This window comes from Pseudoalteromonas sp. AWM4_233 (assembly GCF_056158285.1).
The window spans coordinates 1,827,061-1,843,092 of the sequence record NZ_JBSWSZ010000001.1; the positions used below are offsets into that span (position 1 = coordinate 1,827,061).

The following is a 16,032-nucleotide window of genomic DNA, read 5'->3' on the forward strand; positions in this document are numbered from 1 at the left end:
ATGTTCTTAAAACAAGGTTATTTGTACAAGCCGTCATTTAATATTAATCTATTTATATTTTTCAGCTTAGCGCAACATTAGATTGTATTTAAGGATGATGCCGATGTCTAAATTTAAATATTTTCTATTTGTTATATTGATAGGTAGCTTTATTGGGTGTGGAAGTAGTTCTAAGAATTCTGAAAAACCAAGTGCTCAGACATTTCAGCCTTTCCAAGCAGGCGAGCGTTCAATTCTTAAGCCTGTTTCATCTACATTTACAGGTGTAACTTACCCAATTCAGCTATATTTGCCAAAAAACATAAGTGCAAATAAAACTTACCCTGTAATATATGTTTTAGACGCAGAGTGGCATTTTAGTAAAGTAGCAGATAGCTTAGACGAACTTGAAATTGAAGCGATTATTATTGGCGATGAAAACTTTGTCGATGCTAACTATAAGCACCGTGAGGATTACTCGCAATGGCCCTTAGCGCAAGATTACTTTAACTTCATTGTTTATGAATTGGCGCCAAAATTAGAGCCAAATTATCCAATAAATCAATCTAAACGAAGTATAGTTGGACATTCTTATGCTGGTTTGTTTGCAGGTTTAGCCATGTTAATGGATGACCCACAAGATCCGTTTTTTAGCGCGCATGTCTCGTTCGATGGTAGCTTTTGGGCACATACAGAAATTACCCCTTTACTTGTTTCTGATAGAGGCGTGCTTGATAGTCGTTTAAAAAGCAAGGCCATTTTGATTGCAGCTAGAGGCAAAGTAAGTAATGGCCGATATGTAGATTGGTTTCAAGAGATGCTGGAGTATGAGCAATTTAAAGAGCTCGAAATCGTAAAACTAGACTATGATGTTGATCATATCCCTGTAGTCAAACACGCAATGGATGACGCGATGAGCGCTTTACTGATCGATTAGTGAGTCTATTCATTTAAAAAGGCCATTTCACTCTTTGGCCTTTTTAATATTTAGTTATTTAGTCTTTCTTTTCTGACTTGTCTGTTAATTTGTTTCTAATTAACCCTAATCCCATCACCAGTCCGCCAATGGCACCAATTAAATGTGCTTCAATGGCGACACGTGATTGGATCAGTTCGCTGACTTCAACGCTTGGTCCAGCCCATTGTTCCCAAGCGAGTTTTGCCCAAATACCAACGAACAAAAGAATGCCTGAACGCATACCAACTTGAATGTCTTTGAGTGCGCCCCAAACGATTACACCATGTAACAGACCACTTAGCCCAGTGTAGATTTTTATATCAGGTACAAATAGCCAAATGCCTATTCCAGTCCATAAAGCTAAGAAAACAATATGAATATAATATTGGCTTTGTGTTCTATGTTCAGCATGTAACAGCCATATAAAGCCAATCCCTACAATGTTAAGTAGTAAGTGCGTTGGGTTCGCGTGAACAAACTGTCCTGTGAATATACGCCAGACTTCACCAATCGCGATTTTATCTCGATGAAACTCTAGTAAGTCATTGGTATTTAGGATCATTAAGGTAAAGCTTAATAATGAAAGCAGTATGGGAGGCAGTATGTATTTTTTATCTAGTGGCAATTGGATCATCAATCAAATTTCTTTTTTATTTTTTGCATATTTTGCCCGTTTACTCTTATCATGCAAACCAGAACTTGAAAATTAATGACAACAACTATGACATTCAAATCTCTGCCTTTTGCGTTATCGCTTTGTTCATTGGCTTTATTAAGTGCCTGCTCAAGCCAAATTTCACCAAAACAAGAAATAAGAGAGCCAGAAGCAGCCACTGGTTTTACAAAAAAGCAAAAGCACATCTCCGATAATTATATGATTGCGGCTGCAAATCCCTACGCTGTTAAAGCGGGTAAATTGATGCTCGACAAAGGCGGCAGTGCAATTGATGCGGCAATTGCTACGCAGTTGGTTTTAACCTTGGTTGAACCTCAATCTTCAGGTATTGGTGGCGGTGCTTTTATTTTGCATTTCGATAAAAGCGAAAATGCACTAACAACGTTAGATGGCCGAGAAACAGCGCCAGCTAAAGCAACCTCAGGTTTATTCTTAGACGAAAATGGCAAAGCAGCCCCTTGGATTAAGGCCGTTGTAGGTGGTCGCTCGGTGGGTGTACCCGGTATTCTTCACGCCTTTGATAAAGCACACAAAGAACATGGTAAATTGGCTTGGGCCGACTTATTTGAGCCAGCCATTGAATTAGCAGAGCAAGGGTTTGTGGTTTCGCCGCGATTAAATATGTTGTTGTCTAAAAAGTTTAATCCGGGTCTTACTCGTTTACCCGAAGCGAAAGCTTATTTTTACCCAGATGATCAGCCTTTAGCTGTGGGCAGTATTCGTAAAAACCCTAAATTGGCTGCGTTATACAAGAATATATCTGAGCAGGGTATTTCGGCTTTTTATACAGGCCAGCATGCAGAAAATATGGTTGATGCCGTGCAAACCTCCGAAATTGCACCTGGGTTATTGTCTTTATCAGACCTAGAAAATTACCAAAGTAAACATCGAGACGCTATCTGTACGCCTTATCATGCGTACAAAGTGTGCTCTATGGCACCACCGAGTAGTGGTGGGGTGGCTGTACTGCAAATTTTGAAATTACTTGAAGGTAAAAAGTTAAGCCAATATCAGCCTAATGACCCTAAAGCCCTGCACTTATTTACCCAAGCTTCGCGTTTGGCATTTGCTGACAGAAACCATTATGTGGCAGATCCTGACTTTGTCACTGTGCCAGCCGATGCATTACTTGATGATGAATATCTAGCTGAACGTGCAAAGCTGATTTCAGACAGAGACAATCATACGGTCCCTGTAGGTAAGCCGCTAAACGGCGCATTAAGTTATGCCGCAGATAACAGCTATGAACTGCCTTCTACCACTCATGTTTCAATTGTGGACCAAGCGGGGAATGCGGTGTCTATGACCAGCTCTATTGAAATGGCCTTCGGTTCGACAGTTATGGTTGACGGCTATTTATTAAATAACCAGCTAACCGACTTTGCGCTTTCTCCGAAGAAGAATGGCAAATTGCGCGCTAATCGCGTTGAAGCCAATAAGCGTCCACGTAGTTCTATGTCGCCGGTTATGGTGTTCAACAAAGATGGCAGTCTACGTTTAGTTGTTGGCTCTCCGGGAGGAAGTCGTATTATTAACTATGTTGCACAAACAGTCATAGGCGTACTTGATTGGCAGTTAGACATTCAGTCTGCTATCAATCTTCCAAAGATAACTAACCGCAACAAAGTAACGACTTTAGAAAAAGGCACTGAGCTTGAACAATACAAAGCTTATTTTGAAAGTTTAGGGCATAAAGTTTTTATTCGAGATTTGAATTCAGGTTTACATGGCATTGAACTGGTCGGAGGTCAGCTCGTAGGTGGCGCAGATCCTCGACGAGAGGGCATTGTGCTCGGTGAATGACGGCTAAACCCGTAGGTTTAGTGATATTTTTAAGATATACTGCAAGGCTCTTTAATTATCTAGTTGTGTTAAAGCGCCTTTTTTATTTATAAGCAATTTTTTGCTTTCTTGCCTATTCACAGCTAAGTAATAATAAAATCAGCCAGACGTATCATTACAAGTAAATATGACTAAACAAACCGATCCAAATTATCTATACATTCCATACTCAGGTCCTAACCTGTTAGAAACGCCTTTATTAAATAAAGGTAGTGCATTTAGTCAATCAGAGCGTGAGAACTTTAACTTAAATGGGTTATTGCCACCGCGTTTCGAAACCATTGAAGAGCAAGTAGAGCGATGTTATCAGCAGTACTCTTCATTCAGAGATAACTTAAATAAACACATTTATCTGCGCGCAATTCAAGATAACAATGAAACTCTTTACTACCGTTTAGTCCGTGATCATTTAGAAGAAATGATGCCTATCATTTATACGCCTACGGTAGGTGATGCATGTGAAAAATTCTCTGATATTTATCGCAGCTCTCGTGGTCTATTTATTTCATATGAAGAACGTCACAACATCGACGATATTTTACGTAATGCGACAAAAGGCAAAGTAAAAGTGATTGTTGTTACTGACGGTGAGCGTATTCTTGGTTTAGGTGACCAAGGTATCGGTGGTATGGGTATTCCAATCGGTAAATTATCGCTTTATACCGTTTGTGGCGGTATTAGCCCTGCTTACACGCTACCTGTTATGCTTGATGTGGGTACTAATAATGAAAAGCTACTTGCCGATCCTATGTATATGGGTGCACGTCATAAGCGTATTAACCAAGAGCAATATGACGAGTTCTTAGACTTGTTCATCAAAGCGGTTAAACGACGTTGGCCAAACGTACTGCTTCAATTCGAAGATTTTGCACAACCAAATGCCATGCCTCTACTTAAGCGTTATAAAGATACGATTTGTAGCTTCAATGATGATATTCAAGGTACTGCGGCGGTTACTGTGGGCTCTTTACTTGCTGCTTGCCGTGTTAAAGACGTAAAACTGAGTGAGCAAAAAGTGGTGTTTGTTGGTGCAGGCTCTGCGGGTTGTGGTATTGCTGAGCAGATCATCAGTCAAATGGTATCTGAAGGCATTTCAGATGAGCAAGCGCGTAGCCAAGTGTACATGGTTGACAGATTTGGTCTACTTACTGAAGGTATGGAAGGGCTACGTGATTTCCAAGCTGCGCTTGTGCAACAAAAAGATGCGTTAACTGATTGGCAATATAGCGGTGACTTTGCGTCTTTATTAGATGTAATGCACTGTGCGAAACCAGACATTTTAATTGGTGTTTCTGGTCAGCCTGGTTTGTTCACTGAGCAAGTGATTAAAGCGATGCATTCAGGATGTGAGCAGCCAATTATCTTCCCTCTAAGTAATCCTTCACGCCAAGTTGAAGCACATCCAAAAGATGTGATTGAGTGGACGAATGGCCAAGCGATTGTTGCAACTGGTAGCCCATTTGGTGAAGTGGAATATAACGGCGAAAAGTTCATTATTCCTCAGTGTAACAATAGCTATATCTTCCCAGGTATCGGTTTAGGCGTCATTGCAGCTAAAGCTAAGCGTATCACTGATGCAATGCTGATGGTGTCAAGTGAAATGCTTGCTGAAGCTTCACCTCGTGCAAACACAGGTAAAGGCAGTCTATTACCTGCGCTGGTGGAGATCGAACCGTTAAGTAAAAAGATTGCATTTGCTGTTGCGAAGAAAGCGATGGAAGAAGGTGTCGCATTAGAAATGTCTGATGAAGCCATCCTTAAAGCAATCGATAAAAACTACTGGTACCCTGAGTACCGCAATTACAAGCGTTGTAGCATTTAATACTTAGCTTGTAATTTAAATTGAGCCAGCAAGATTGCTGGCTTTTTTTATGTCTAATTTTTCCAAGCTTCTATACTTATACCAATCCGCAATAACACTTAATCATATTGATGGATTAAACCTGATGATAGCTGTGTTAAAGACTTCTAATTTAGAACAACTAAATAACGAAATCTTTGCCTTGCTACCAACAAGGTTTTCTTGCCTCAAAATAGATCACTTAGTTAAGTGGATTGGTACTAACTTGAGTTCAGGTTCATTACTTTAACTATGTGGTGAGGCAAGTTGATGAAGTATGCGCTAGTTTTCTTATTGGGATTATTTAGTATCGGACTTTATGGAGCACCTTTAAAAGTTAATATCGCTTCTGACTATGTACCGAGTCCTAACAGCAGTGCCGATATGGTTACACGTTTATTAATTGATATTTCAAAAAGACTATATCCGCAGTTAGAAATAGACTTTATGCCCGCAAGTCGCATTCGCGAGTGGCGAACCTTGAGTATGTATCCAAATACGTGTTTGTATAACAAAGTTAAAAACACAAAACGTGAAGCCTTAGCTTATTTCTCAGCTAGACCGCTTACGGCATTTCCTGCGAATAGATTAGTTTTAAGAGATAAAAAAGGGTTCTCCGCTGATGTTGCTTTAAATGATTTAGTCAAAACAGATTTTAAGATTGCCATAACGAAAGGCCGAAGTTACGGAAAAAACATTGATGACTTTATTAAGTCCCATCCACAGCTATTTGTTGTGAATGAAGGAGAAGAAAGCGCGAAGCGTCTACGTAAAATGCTCATACAAGGTCGCTTTGATGGCATGATTGAATATACGTCAGTCATAATAAGCGAGTATGCGAAGGTACTAGGTGAAAATAAAATTAGTTTTCATCGCATAATTGATCAAGCGCCGAGTGTATTTGGTTATATTGCTTGTGCAAAAACACCGCAAGGAAAACAAGCGATTAATTTATTTAATAAAAAAATGGCCGAATCTGAGGTTCAAGAGTTAATAATTGAAGCGCATAGAGACTTATTTTCACCTCATGAGCGTGACTTTATTAGCGACTCTTTAAAAATTGCCTTTTCTATTCAGCCATAATTAATCAAGTTTTTACTTTAATAGCGCATCTTTGATCAATTCAGGCGTTTTTTCGCTTATATTGGCTTAATACCTATAAATGGAGCAGGTATGTTTAAAAAATTACTAGCCGTATCGTCTTTACTTTTATCTTCAAGTTTTAATTACGCTTATGCAGAGCCAACCAGTCCTCATTTAAGTGTGACAGGGTACGCAGAGCAGCTCGTTCAGCCTGATCAAGTTGTTTTAAGTGTTGCGATTTCACACTCCGATAAAAATATTAACAAAGCAAAAGATGAAGTAGACAGTGTGATTGCGCGAGTTATTAAAGTCGCCAATAATTTTAATGTCAGTAAAAACAACATTGATGCATCGCAACTTAATATTTATCGCCAACATGAATACAACCGAGGCACGCAACAGCAAGAGTTTACGACTTTTCAGGTAACACGTAATGTTGAGCTAAAGCTGACAGACGTCGATAAATATGCGCAATTTTTACAACAGCTTGTTGAAGCCGGCGTCAATGAAATTGGTTTTACGCAGTTTTCTTATTCAAAGGCAGACGAAGTGCAAGATAAGCTTAAAAAGCTTGCTATCAAAGACGCTAAATCTGAAGCTAAAGAACTTGCCAGCGCATTCGATGCGAAATTAGACCGAGTTTATTCTGTCAATTTTGCACATGCGCCATCTATGCCTACACCGTATGCAAGACAATCAATGATTGAATCAGGCAGAGCACATAAGCAGGCGTATAATGTCTCTGATATTGTTATTTCTTCAGAAGTTTTCGTCACTTATTTAATTAAACAGTAATACTAATTCTCAATCTTTTTGAGGGACTAAAACTGACGTTAGCGTCGTTGAAAACTTCTTATTTAGAACAACTAAATAGCAAAATTTCGACTTGCCTATATGGATGTAGGTACCTCAGCAAGAGCAGGACGCGTTAGCGGTGCTATCGACAAGTTTTTCTCGACTCAAAATAGATCGCTTAATTAAGAGGATTGGTATAAGTTTTTCGTTATAATGCGCGCTTACTATTGTAGGGCGCATTATGAGTAAAATCTTTATTATTGGTTTACCGAGAACTGGCACGACAAGTCTTTGTGCCGCATGCATTGAACTTGGTTTAACGACGGCACATACAGCTTATACAATAGAGACATTTAATAACGCGCAAGTCATTGCGGACACGCCCGTATTTAATGATTATGCATTGCTGTATCAAAAATATCCTGATGCTAAATTCATTTATTTAGAAAGAGACTTAGCGGTGTGGCTACCGTCTATCTCTAAATTATTAACGCGCATGTCAGGCAACCTGTTCTCAGATAAAGGTGGCTTTAACGACACCATCAAACGCTGTTTCTTAAACTCCTTTTCGGGATTAGATGCCAAGCACCTTGATAACTTCGAATTTCTCACTATGTGTTACGAAACACATAAAGCCAAAGCCATTGCGTTTTTCGAGGACACTCAAGCGGAGCATTTGTTTTTGAATGTTAGCCAGCCAAACAGTTTTACAAAACTGTGTGATTTTCTAGAAGTTGATGCTTCTAGCACAGAAATTACAGACATGCCTAAGCTCAACGTGAATGGTAAAGTTACGGCTTGGAATGACTTAAAGCACCCACTTAAAGTCAGCTCTACACGTATGGGAAAAGTAGATAAAGACGTCGATTTACTCACATTTATGCAATCTGTTTAATTCGTGTATCTCCTACGCTAGAATAACCGCAGTTTATATTGATTAAGAATGTTTATGTTTGAACTGAAGTACCACACCCCGTTTAATTGGACTGAAAAAGTGCTCGCTGATTTTGATGCCTTTTTACAAGATCACGCTGCTGCAGAGAAAAAAGCATCTGGCATGGCGATGTCTATGTTGGGTCATTACCCTGACAGAATTAAGCTTGTGAAAGCCATGACAGATTTAGCCATCGAAGAGATGATCCACTTTAAACAAGTGTTGAAATTATTAACAGAGCGTGGGGTTACCTTAGGTAACGACCAAAAAGATCCTTATATCAAAGGGATGCGCGCTTTATTTAGACAGGGCACCGATGAATTCTTAATCGACCGTCTATTAGTTGCGGCGGTGATTGAAGCGCGTGGCCACGAACGTTTTTCTTTGGTTGCAGAAGCCTTACCTGAAGGCAAAGAAAAAGACTTTTATGTGGCCATTGCTAAATCAGAAGAAAAACATAAAAACCTATTCGTAGAATTGGGCTACGAATACTTCAATAAAGACATTATTGACGCACGTTTAGCTGAAATACTTGAAGCTGAGGCGGAGATCTGTAAAAAGATACCATTTACAGCGGCGCTTCATTAATTCTAATATTACTGCTGTATAAATAAGGACTAGCGCATGAAAACGATTATTTTTGGTAATTCTGGCTCAGGAAAGTCAACACTTTCAAAGCGTTTAGCACAAGAATATTCAGCTGCACATTTAGATTTAGACACTCTTGCTTGGTTACCAACGTCACCACCAACTCGGGCACCACTTGATTCTTCACTCGATAAAATCAACGAATTTGTTCAATCCCATTCAAATTGGGTGATTGAGGGTTGCTATAGTGATCTCATTAAACCGATCACAGAGCAGTGTCAGCATTTGGTGTTTATCGATTTAGATGTGGAGACCTGTAAAGCCAACGCTAAAGCGCGTCCTTGGGAGCCGCACAAATACCCATCAAAAGAAGCACAAGATGAAAATCTAGACATGTTATTGGCTTGGATTGAAGATTATGACACCAGAGACGGTGTATTTTCAAAAGCGGCCCATACAAAACTATTCGAAACTTTCACTGGCAATAAAGTGCGTTTAGAAAGCAATCAGCAAAGTAGGGCGTTTAGCTTGAAGTAGTACGTAATAAATCAAACCTCTCAAAATAGAGCTCCTTATATTGAGAGTTGATATAAAAACTCAGCGGCTTGGTAAACATCAAGCCGCTTTTTTTTGCCGGCTTTATTCTAAAAGCGCTACATAGCGCCGCTTGGTAACGCTGTTAAGCTTGCCGATATGGCTAATTATACATATACTGTATTTATATACAGTATATGTATTTTGGTGCAGTATGAAAGTAATACCTGTTAAAGCAGCAGCGGGGATCACCGGTTTTGAGTCTCCCGCAGCCGAATATAAAGAGCTCGGTTTATCCCTTGACCAACTTATAGTTGGTGACCCTAACGCCACTTTTTTGGGCCTCGCATCTGGTGACTCGATGCAGGGCGTTGGTATTTTTGATGGTGATTTATTAATTGTAGATAGGGCGGCCGAGCCAAAACACCAAGATGTCATTGTTGCCAACTTTAACAATGAGTTTGTATGTAAAATCCTTGATATCCATAATCGACGGTTATTGTCTGCATCACCTTTGTTTAAACCAGTATTTATCAGTGATTGTGATGTTTTTCAGCTCGAAGGTATTGTGACTGGTTCATTAAGAATGCATCGGCAAAACATGAGATTAAAACAATGTATGCGTTAATTGATGCCACCTCGTTTTATGCTTCAGCCGAAAAAGTATTCGACTTATCAATACGTAAGCGACCCGTTGTGGTGCTCTCAAACAACGACGGCTGCATTGTTGCTGCATCTCCTGAAGTAAAAAAACTGGGCGTTCCAAAGTTTGAGCCTTACTTTAAATTAAAGCCTATTTTAGATAAACATAATGTGGTTATTCGCTCCTCAAATTATGAGTTATACGCCGATTTAAGTGACAAAATGATGTCCATTATCAACCGTTTTAGTGATCAACATTATGTATACTCCATCGATGAGTCATTTCTAAAGTTTGATGGCTATAGTGATGTGGTGAGCTCTTGGTATGAATATGGTCATCTTATTCGTCGCACAGTCTGGCGAAAAACCAAATTACCAGTGGGTGTCGGTTTTGGGCCAACACCTACACTTGCGAAAGCCGCTAATCATGCGGCTAAGAAGTTTGTAGGCGCAACAGGCGTTGCCGTTATTGATAGTGAAAAGTCTCGAAAGCAAATTTTAGCCAATATGGCAGTATCGGACATTTGGGGTGTAGGGCGCCGATTAACCAAGCAACTTAAGTTATTCGGCATCGAAAGTGCGTTAGATTTGGCTAAGCAAAATCCAAAAATGATGCGAAAACAATTTAGTGTTGTGCTTGAACGAACGATATCGGAGCTTAATGGGGTGTCATGTTTATCATGGGATGATGTAAAACAGCGCAAAAAAGAAGTATTCAGCACCCGCAGTTTTGGTGAGCGCGTTGAAAACCCATTCGCACTTAAAGCATCATTAGTAACGCATTGCTCAATAGTAGCCAAGAAACTACGCAAACAAGGATCTTTAACGAAGCGATTAATTATCTTCGCTCATAGCTCTCCACATGAAGATAATTACTATAAAAGGTCGTTTATTCAGAAACTTGCTGTGCCATCGAATGATAGTATGGTATTTGCCAAGCAAGTCGAATTGGTGTTCAGCCAATTATTCCAACCTGGTGTGCGATATTACAAAGCGGGTATTGGCGCCATTGAACTCGAAGACGATATGCACCAACAAATTGATATGTTTAATGTTTCTGACGATAAACCTGAGCTTATGCAGTGTTTAGATACAATAAATAAACGCTACGGTAGTAGTAGCTTACGTATTGGGACAGAGTTACAAAGCAATCAGTGGCAAATGAAAAGAGATTGGTTATCGAGAAGATATACAACGCGATGGCCTGAGATCCCGCTAATAAAATGCCAATAAAAAAATGATAAAAATATCGGTTAGAAAAAACAATCTATACTCAAAGAAGTAAAGCTAACGCAAAGTGCTTGTGGTGAAGGAATATGTTTAACAAATTGATATTTGCAATGGTGATATTATTAAATTCAAATTTAGCAAACAGTACAAGCAATGAAATTTCTATTGGTATTGCAGTCAAAGAAAACAAATACATTGCAGATATAAAAAAGATTGTCACACAAGCTTACAACGAATTAGATAAGACCGTTATTTGGAAAAACTTGCCAACAAGCAGATCGCTCAGGTCAAGCTTCGAGCAAGTTTTGTTTAAGAGTAAAAAATTAGAAGATGTTACAGGGCATCACTATATAAACAAAAAACATAAAAACTTAGTTTCGAGTTTAGAAGAGCAATTTTCTAAACGCAGCCAGAACATTAAAACCAATTCGAAGTCGATTTCAGATCTGGTAAAAAATAACAAACATATAAAACAATTAGATTTTTAGAAACTAGGCATTTGAAAGTTAAGCCTTTGGAGAAGAGCATTAATAAAAGAAATAAAAGCTTAAATAAATCAAAGATAGTGTATGTTTATTCTAGATATTTAGCTTATTTAACATAATATAAATTATGCGATATAAAGTGGTAGTTAATACAAATATGGACTTCTCCATATTAAACATTAAAAAAACAATTAATGTCCAATACTAGACGGTATCGGACATTTTAAAGCGGTGTTATGTATTGTTTAATCTTGGCTGTTATCTTAGTATGAAGAAAAAATTTTTAAGAAGTAAAAACATATGGAATTTGTTAGACCACTAGAGCCAATTTTAATTATCGACGACTCAGTTGAAGCCCGTGAGTACTTAAGCAATATATTAGAAAACCTCGGGTTTGAAGAAGTATCTGGTTCTGAAGACTTCGAGTCTGCAAAACATCTCCTTGAAAAAAATCCCCCAAACTTAATTTTCCTCGACATTGAACTACCTGATACTGATGGTTCAGGCATTTTAGACTATTTAAATGATCACTATCCTAAATCACATGTGATTATGTGTTCTGGTCATAATAGTCTGGAGTGTGTACAAAATACTTGGGAATGTGGTGCTAAAGATTTTATAGAAAAACCATTTAATGCCAAAAAAGTTGATACCGTATTAAAAAGATTAGAACTGGTTACATGAATACAAAAATAAATACGCTCCTAGAAGCGCTTTCAACCGTTATCTATGACAAACAGCCACAAGTAAAATTAGCGATCTGTAGTCTACTATGTAAAGGTCACTTATTAATTGAAGACTTACCTGGTATGGGGAAAACCACTTTATCCCATGGTTTAGCTGAAGTGTTGGGTTTTACCTATCAAAGAGTTCAATTTACCAGTGATTTACTGCCTGCTGATATAACTGGCTCAACTATATTTAATACCGATAAACAAAGCTTTGTATTTCATGAAGGCCCTGTTTTTACACAAGTTTTACTGGCTGATGAAATAAATCGAGCGAGCCCAAAAACACAAAGTGCATTACTTGAAGCAATGGAAGAAAGACAAGTAACTATGGATGGTCAGACTCATCACTTACCTGAACCGTTCTTTGTAATAGCGACACAAAACCCACTTCATCAATCAGGTACACACCCCCTGCCAGAATCTCAATTAGACCGCTTTTTTATGCGTGTTAGTTTAGGTTACCCGTCTAAAGATGCTGAGAAAAAACTTATACTTGGTGATCATGGTAGAAAAACAACGCTCACACAATTGATGGAATTAGGCACCCTATCAGAATTGCAATCAGCCATTGAAGAAATGGAAATAAAAGAGCAAGTTGTTCAATACATACTAGATTTAGTGAGTTTCACTCGAGAGTCTGGGTTATTTAAAGATCCCCTATCCCCACGGGCGAGTATTGCATTAGGAACAGCCAGTAAAGCATGGGCCATGATCCATGGAAGAGACTATGTGACCCATGATGATGTGCAGGCTGTTTTTCCTGCAGTTGCTGGTCACAGGCTCAACTTAGATGCCACGGAACAATTTAGAATCATCGACGATATATACGCACAAGTGCCGGTTCAAATGTAATGATTAAACTGCCCAAACCTGCTTGGTTTGATGCTTTGTTATTAAAAAAGCATCAAGGAGACAGTATTAAACTCAAGCATGACACCATTTATGTTTCACCATCAAAATCAGGGCTGGGATTTTTAGGGATCGCAGTCTTAAACTTTATATTAGGCATTAATTATCAAAATAATTTGATATTAGCTGTCTCTTATTTAATGTTTGTTCTTCTGCTCATGTGCTTGATATATGCTTTTAGTAATTTCAATGGCTTGTTAATTGAAGTTGCAGCAATTAAAGATGATTTTGCAGATAAGCGCCCATCAGTGACCTTCAAAATCGAAAATCAAAAACAACGTTACGACATCCAAATTGAACATATTGAAACAAAAGAAAAAAGTATTTTAAAAAGAATAAAAAACAATGAGTTTATAGACGTACTCTTGCCTGTAAAGCGTGGAAAACATAAGCTCGGGCGTTTTAAGATTCTCACCCACTACCCGTTTGGTTTAGTCACTATTTGGAGTTATTTGATAAGCGAAAAACATATCTATGCCTACCCAGCACAAATAGAAACAGAGCTACCAAAGAATAGCTTCATTATTTCCGAAAAAGGCGAAAAAGCACTCGACGATAAGGCTTTAGCTGAAGACTTTAATGAATTAAAAAGTTATCGCGAAGGTATGAGTATACATAGGATATCTTGGCGGCATTTTGCTAAGAATAAAGAGCTCTTAGTCAAAGACTATCAATCACCAAATAAATCAGCTAGCTATGGCTTTGATTTTGATAAAGTTTCAGGCACTAAAGAAGATAAACTGTCACAGCTAAGCTTTTTAATCGTGCAGGCCGAAATAGAGCAACAAAGTTACGCCCTTAAATTACCAAATAGACTCATTACTTTAAGCCAAGGAAACAGTCATAAAAAGCAATGTTTGGAGGCATTAAGTGAAGCTTAATCAAATAACTTGCTCTCTAATATACTTACTACTTGCTTGGATAATGTCCAGTGATCTTGGTTTCGTAATTGCGTCATATATTACGGGCTTATTTATAGCTTACGAATTAAACAGAATAATCTATAAAAAGACCATAACTAGCAGTATAATCAATGGCAGTGCTTTGGCGGGTATTGCACTATTAATGGGGTTTGTTGGTGTAAAAAACTCAGTCGCATTCTTTGTTGCTATGATGCTACTTGCATCATTACTCAAGATCTATCAAGCGCAAAGTGACAGACAAACCATGCAAGTGTTTGTACTTAACTTTTTCACAATTCCCTGCTTATTTATATTCTCGCAAAATTTCTTCTCGGCATTGTTGGTATTTATATTAATTGGCTTTAATTTAGCCTTAATGCTGATATATCAATATGAGTTTTCACCAAAAGAAGCCGTTAAAAACGCATTCAGCAAATTGGCTTTAACAATTCCAGTCAGCGTGATGTTAGTACTTTTTATTCCTAAATTACCTGCATTTTGGCAACTCCCTGGACCTAACTCCGCCAAAACTGGTCTATCAGAAAATGTTGATCCATTTGAAATTTCAAAACTATCCGAATCAAATGAGTTAGTTTTCCGAGCTATTTTCCCAAAAGAGCGAAATATGGAAGGCCCATTTTATTGGCGTGCGCTTATACATGATGAATTTGATGGTACACGTTGGAATATGTCGTCATTACAAAGTGTTTCGGCGAATTATCAAGCCAGTGATAGTTCGCATAGCTACACCATTATTGCTGAGCCCAGCCATTTAAAATGGCTTTATACGCTTGAAAAAATGACAACAGAGCAAGAGTTAGTCGCTACTAATGTGTTCGGTCTGCCTTATAGAAAGCGCCCTGTCAGTTCAGCATTTGAATACAAAGTTTATAATGTCGTTGATACTAAAGACTCCAGTATTACCCGTTGGCAATACAGACAAAATATTCAATTACCAAGTGATTTAAATCCTCAAGCAAGAGCACTGGCTGAGCAGATTGATAAACAAAGTAATGATACTGCAGAATTTATTGCTTTATTGAGGGATTATATTTTAGCTCAAGGCTTTACTTATACGCTTAACCCACCTATCAGCCAGTCTAGTAACAAAATTGATGAATTCTTATTTAACAACAAGGCGGGTTTTTGTGGGCATTATGCTTCTACGGTTGCCATGATGATGCGCACTGTTGGGATCCCAGCAAGATTAGTGTCGGGCTATTTAGGTGGTGAACTCAATTCAGAAAATAACTACTACAGTGTTTATCAATACGATGCGCATGCTTGGCTTGAATATTACGTCCCTAATCAAGGTTGGCTCGAGTTAGATCCAACAGCATGGGTATCGCCAGAGCGTTTAAATGGCTCTTTATCTCAGCATAGCCAATTGGCGGAAGAATTGAAAAGTAACATTGGCATAACACTCATGGGGTTATCTGATGTTGCATTAGTTAATTGGCTACGGTTGCAGCTAGAATCATTTGATTATCAATGGACACGTTGGGTTTTAAATTTTGACGATCAAAAGCAAAGTAGCTTTCTAAAAAATATATTTGGTGAAAAGGCTAAAATGCTTTCAGGTATCGCGGTGATCATAGGTCTTAGTTTATTATTTGCATTAGTTTATTGGGTCTTACAACGCAATTCACATCAACCCACTCCCTTGCCTGTTAAACTGTTATGCAAATTACAAGTTAGCGCTTGTGGTCAATTTGATAACACTAAAACACCTGGACAAATCATTTCAGCTATTAAATCAAAATATCCAAAGTTAGGAGTAGAACTTGATAATTTTCTATATGAGTTCGAAAAAGTTCGATACGGAAATAAAAGTGAATTAGCAGAATTAAAGAAACACTATTTTGCATTAACAAAACAATTTAAAAACAATAAAAGAGATTAGT

Annotated in this window: 16 protein-coding genes; 15 read left to right on the forward strand and 1 reads right to left on the reverse strand. The window is 38.2% G+C overall.

Features of this window, described 5'->3' with window-relative positions; all coding sequences use genetic code 11:
• Window positions 1-103 precede the first annotated feature (103 nt).
• Window positions 104-916 (forward strand): alpha/beta hydrolase, encoded by an 813-nt coding sequence (locus ACXAC4_RS08170; RefSeq protein WP_475160499.1) that lies wholly within the window; start codon window positions 104-106, stop codon window positions 914-916.
• 58 nt (window positions 917-974) lie between these two features.
• Here the strand turns inward: ACXAC4_RS08170 and rrtA are convergent, their stop codons facing one another.
• Entirely contained in the window at window positions 975-1,571 is a 597-nt protein-coding gene (rrtA, locus tag ACXAC4_RS08175) for a rhombosortase (RefSeq protein WP_475164083.1), read from the reverse strand.
• 87 nt (window positions 1,572-1,658) lie between these two features.
• Here rrtA and ggt point away from each other — a divergent pair, with 87 nt between their 5' ends.
• From ggt to ACXAC4_RS08245, 14 genes are all read left to right on the forward strand, one after another.
• A complete protein-coding gene (gene ggt, locus ACXAC4_RS08180; protein ID WP_475160500.1) occupies window positions 1,659-3,416 on the forward strand; it encodes a gamma-glutamyltransferase in 1,758 nt (585 codons plus the stop codon).
• 166 nt (window positions 3,417-3,582) lie between these two features.
• Window positions 3,583-5,277 (forward strand): NAD-dependent malic enzyme, encoded by a 1,695-nt coding sequence (locus ACXAC4_RS08185; protein WP_475160501.1) that lies wholly within the window; start codon window positions 3,583-3,585, stop codon window positions 5,275-5,277.
• A gap of 288 nt (window positions 5,278-5,565) precedes the next feature.
• Window positions 5,566-6,378, forward strand: a complete 813-nt coding sequence (locus ACXAC4_RS08190; protein ID WP_475160503.1) for an ABC transporter substrate-binding protein — start codon at window positions 5,566-5,568, stop codon at window positions 6,376-6,378.
• Between the two features lie 90 nt (window positions 6,379-6,468).
• Window positions 6,469-7,173, forward strand: coding sequence for an SIMPL domain-containing protein (locus ACXAC4_RS08195; protein WP_475160505.1), 705 nt, complete (start codon window positions 6,469-6,471; stop codon window positions 7,171-7,173).
• 241 nt (window positions 7,174-7,414) lie between these two features.
• Complete coding sequence (locus ACXAC4_RS08200; protein WP_475160507.1) at window positions 7,415-8,068, forward strand: sulfotransferase; 654 nt, start codon at window positions 7,415-7,417, stop codon at window positions 8,066-8,068.
• A 54-nt stretch (window positions 8,069-8,122) separates the two neighbouring features.
• The gene (locus ACXAC4_RS08205) at window positions 8,123-8,695 is read left to right on the forward strand and encodes a MiaE family protein (protein WP_475160509.1); all 573 of its coding nucleotides are present in this window, start codon (window positions 8,123-8,125) and stop codon (window positions 8,693-8,695) included.
• Between the two features lie 36 nt (window positions 8,696-8,731).
• Complete coding sequence (locus ACXAC4_RS08210) at window positions 8,732-9,232, forward strand: AAA family ATPase (RefSeq protein WP_475160511.1); 501 nt, start codon at window positions 8,732-8,734, stop codon at window positions 9,230-9,232.
• A gap of 211 nt (window positions 9,233-9,443) precedes the next feature.
• Window positions 9,444-9,857 (forward strand): LexA family protein, encoded by a 414-nt coding sequence (locus ACXAC4_RS08215; protein WP_390444718.1) that lies wholly within the window; start codon window positions 9,444-9,446, stop codon window positions 9,855-9,857.
• The gene (locus ACXAC4_RS08220) at window positions 9,845-11,104 is read left to right on the forward strand and encodes a Y-family DNA polymerase (protein WP_475160513.1); all 1,260 of its coding nucleotides are present in this window, start codon (window positions 9,845-9,847) and stop codon (window positions 11,102-11,104) included. The genes ACXAC4_RS08215 and ACXAC4_RS08220 overlap by 13 nt, the downstream gene beginning before the upstream one ends.
• Before the next feature lie 83 nt (window positions 11,105-11,187).
• On the forward strand, window positions 11,188-11,589 hold the full coding sequence (locus tag ACXAC4_RS08225) for a hypothetical protein (protein ID WP_475160515.1): 402 nt from the start codon (window positions 11,188-11,190) through the stop codon (window positions 11,587-11,589).
• Between the two features lie 297 nt (window positions 11,590-11,886).
• Entirely contained in the window at window positions 11,887-12,270 is a 384-nt protein-coding gene (locus ACXAC4_RS08230) for a response regulator (RefSeq protein ID WP_138478860.1), read from the forward strand.
• On the forward strand, window positions 12,267-13,169 hold the full coding sequence (locus ACXAC4_RS08235; protein WP_475160518.1) for an AAA family ATPase: 903 nt from the start codon (window positions 12,267-12,269) through the stop codon (window positions 13,167-13,169). Before ACXAC4_RS08230 ends, ACXAC4_RS08235 begins: the two co-directional genes overlap by 4 nt.
• Complete coding sequence (locus tag ACXAC4_RS08240; protein ID WP_475160522.1) at window positions 13,169-14,107, forward strand: DUF58 domain-containing protein; 939 nt, start codon at window positions 13,169-13,171, stop codon at window positions 14,105-14,107. The genes ACXAC4_RS08235 and ACXAC4_RS08240 overlap by 1 nt, the downstream gene beginning before the upstream one ends.
• 43 nt (window positions 14,108-14,150) lie before the next feature.
• Complete coding sequence (locus ACXAC4_RS08245; protein WP_475160523.1) at window positions 14,151-16,031, forward strand: transglutaminase TgpA family protein; 1,881 nt, start codon at window positions 14,151-14,153, stop codon at window positions 16,029-16,031.
• The last annotated feature ends 1 nt before the right edge of the window (window position 16,032 follow it).